Annotated in this window: 3 protein-coding genes; all 3 read left to right on the top strand. The window is 60.5% G+C overall.

Annotation, left to right across the window (positions count from 1 at the left end):
* The coding region (ftsH, locus tag ACFFAR_RS28775; protein ID WP_375508966.1) for an ATP-dependent zinc metalloprotease FtsH at positions 1-1299 on the top strand (1299 nt) is incomplete at its 5' end.
* A 101-nt stretch (positions 1300-1400) separates the two neighbouring features.
* On the top strand, positions 1401-2270 hold the full coding sequence (gene folP, locus ACFFAR_RS28770) for a dihydropteroate synthase (protein WP_174365411.1): 870 nt from the start codon (positions 1401-1403) through the stop codon (positions 2268-2270).
* A gap of 84 nt (positions 2271-2354) precedes the next feature.
* On the top strand, positions 2355-3289 hold a 935-nt coding region (gene glmM, locus ACFFAR_RS28765), incomplete at its 3' end, for a phosphoglucosamine mutase (RefSeq protein ID WP_375508965.1).

Below are 3289 nucleotides of genomic sequence, written 5' to 3'. Positions count from 1 at the left end.
AAGACGCTGCTGGCGCGCGCCATTGCTGGCGAAGCCAAGGTACCGTTCTTCAGCATCTCGGGTTCTGACTTCGTGGAAATGTTCGTGGGTGTTGGCGCCGCACGGGTGCGCGACATGTTCGAACAGGCGAAGAAACATGCGCCTTGTATTGTGTTCATCGACGAAATCGATGCTGTGGGCCGTCATCGTGGCGCCGGCATGGGCGGCGGTAACGACGAACGCGAACAGACGTTGAACCAGATGCTTGTTGAAATGGACGGCTTCGAAGCGAACTCTGGCGTGATCGTGATCGCTGCGACCAACCGTTCTGACGTACTGGACAAGGCGTTGCTGCGTCCAGGCCGTTTCGACCGTCAGGTTTATGTCGGTCTTCCGGACATTCGCGGTCGCGAACACATCATGAAGGTGCACCTGCGCAAGGTGCCGATCTCGAACGACGTCGATGCTTCGGTGATTGCACGGGGTACGCCGGGCTTCTCGGGCGCCGATCTGGCGAATCTCGTGAACGAAGCTGCGCTGTTCGCAGCGCGCCGCGGCAAGCGTATTGTCGAGATGGCAGATTTCGAGGACGCGAAGGACAAGATTTTCATGGGTCCGGAGCGCAAGTCAGCTGTGATGCGCGAAGAAGAGCGCCGGAATACGGCCTATCACGAGTCGGGTCACGCAGTGGTGGCGAAGTTGCTGCCTCACGCAGATCCGGTGCACAAGGTTTCCATCATGCCGCGTGGCTGGGCGTTGGGAATCACGTGGCAGTTGCCGGAACACGATCGCGTGAATCTGTATCGCGACAAGATGCTCGAGGAAATCGCCATTCTTTTCGGCGGCCGTGCAGCGGAAGAAGTGTTCCTGAACTCCATGTCCACGGGTGCCTCGAACGACTTCGAGCGCGCGACCAAGATGGCACGTGACATGGTGACGCGTTACGGCATGTCGGATGTGCTTGGCACGATGGTATATGTCGATACCGAGCAGGACGGCATGTTCGGCAAGATGGCGTCGAAGACGGTATCCGAAGCCACGCAGCAAAAGGTCGATGCTGAAATTCGCCGGATTCTCGACGATCAATACGGTCTCGCTCGCAAGCTGCTGGAAGACAACCGTGACAAGGTCGAATCCATGACGAAGGCGCTGCTGGAATGGGAAACCATCGACGCAGAGCAAATCAGCGACATCATGGGCGGTCGTCCGCCGCGGCCGCCGAAGAACCTGCCGCCGCCGTCGAGCGATCCGTCTGCTGGTGGCGGCAATACCGGTGCGGAAGTCAAGCCGGGTAACACGACAGCGCCTGCTTCTGCCTGACGTGATTCCAGAGTAGTTTCGAAGGGCTGGTGTGTTGTTCACACCAGCCCTTTTTGTTTCTTGAGATCACCGTCTTGAGCAACACCTATTTAGCTACAGCCATGCAAACCGTCGCGGACCCCCTCACGTGTGGCCGATTCACGCTCACCTTCGAGCGTCCGCTCATCATGGGAATATTGAACGTCACGCCGGACTCGTTTTCAGACGGCGGCCGGTTTGTCGCACGTGATGCCGCGTTGGCTCAAGCGGAGACGATGGTTCGCGATGGCGCCGATATCCTCGATATTGGCGGCGAATCCACGCGCCCCGGCGCGCCACCCGTGCCGCTGGACGAGGAGCTGGAGCGCGTGATCCCGGTGATCGAGGCATTGCGGTCAACTGGCGTGCCGCTTTCCATCGATACCTACAAACCTGCCGTGATGCGTGCCGCACTGACTGCCGGCGCAGACATGATCAACGATATCTGGGGGTTTCGTCAGGAAGGCGCTTTCGATGCTGTCAAGGACAGCGCCTGCGGTGTGTGCGTAATGCACATGCTTGGCGAACCCGGGACCATGCAGAAGCACGAGCCGGTCTATCGGAATGTCGTGGCGGAAGTGCGCGAGTTTTTCGACGAACGTGTGCGCACGTTGTCCGAAGCCGGCATCGCGCCAAATCGCATCTGTCTTGATCCCGGATTTGGCTTCGGCAAGTCCGTGACGGTTCATAATTACGACTTATTGGCGAATTTCGCCGGTACGCAGCCTGTGAACATGAACCTGCCGTTGCTGGCAGGAATGTCGCGCAAGTCGATGTTGGGCGCCGTTACCGGCCGCACGCAGCCGTCCGAACGGGTAGCTGCAAGCGTAGCGGCAGCGGTGTGTGTGGCGGAACGGGGCGCATCGATCATCCGCGTGCACGACGTCGCGGCCACCGCCGATGCGCTCAAGGTCTGGCAAGCAGTCCGGGAGGCTGCCAACCGCTCGCAGTAGCGCCAAGGCAAGACGGCGCGCACTATGCACGAATCAACACACAAATAGATGAAGCGCGTTCAGCGCGAGGAAACGAACAAGAACATGGCACGTCGATATTTTGGAACCGATGGCATTCGCGGCAAGGTGGGTGAATCCCCGATCACGCCCGATTTTGTATTGCGGCTTGGGTACGCCGCCGGCAAGGTGCTGGCAGGTGCGGATCAGTGGGCGCAACGCGGCAACCGGCCGACTGTGTTGATCGGCAAGGACACGCGGGTCTCCGGCTATATGCTCGAGGCGGCGCTGGAATCGGGATTTTCAGCGGCAGGCGTCGACGTCATGCTGGCCGGTCCGATTCCGACGCCGGGCGTCGCGTACCTGACACGCGCGTTGCGCCTCGCCGCAGGCGTGGTGATCAGCGCCTCGCACAACCCGTATTACGACAACGGCATCAAGTTTTTCTCCGCCGATGGCAACAAGCTCCCTGACGAAGTCGAGTTGCAGATCGAAGCGCAGCTCGACGAACCCATGTCCTGCGCGCCTTCCGAACTGCTCGGCAAGGCTCGCCGGCTGGACGATGCGCGCGGCCGCTACATCGAATTTTGCAAGAGCACGTTCCCGGCGAGTTTCGACTTGCATGGGCTGAAGCTTGTAGTCGACTGCGCGCATGGCGCCGCGTACGACGTCGCGCCGCAGGTCTTCCATGAACTCGGCGCGGAGGTGGTGACCATCGGTGTGTCGCCGAATGGCTTCAACATCAACGACGGCGTGGGCGCGACCGCTCCCGACGCGCTCGTGAAAGCGGTGAAGGAGCATCGGGCGCATATCGGCATTGCACTCGATGGCGACGCCGACCGGCTCCAGATCGTCGATGCGTCCGGTCGTTTGTACAACGGCGACGAATTGCTCTACGTGCTGGTCAACGACCGGATCGCAACCGATGGAAAGATCGATGGCGCCGTCGGCACGCTGATGACGAACATGGCCGTGGAAGTGGCGCTTAAACAAGCCGGCGTGAAGTTCGTGCGCGCGGCGGT

This window comes from uncultured Caballeronia sp., assembly GCF_964243625.1.
Classification (GTDB): domain Bacteria; phylum Pseudomonadota; class Gammaproteobacteria; order Burkholderiales; family Burkholderiaceae; genus Caballeronia.
The sequence above is the reverse complement of the archived record's forward strand: the minus strand, read 5'-3'. Positions and strand labels throughout refer to the sequence as shown.

Excerpts from the sequence above, each read along its gene's own strand:
- folP (WP_174365411.1), top strand. The coding sequence starts at position 1,401 with ATGCAAACCGTCGCGGACCCCCTCACGTGTGGCCGATTCACGCTCACC.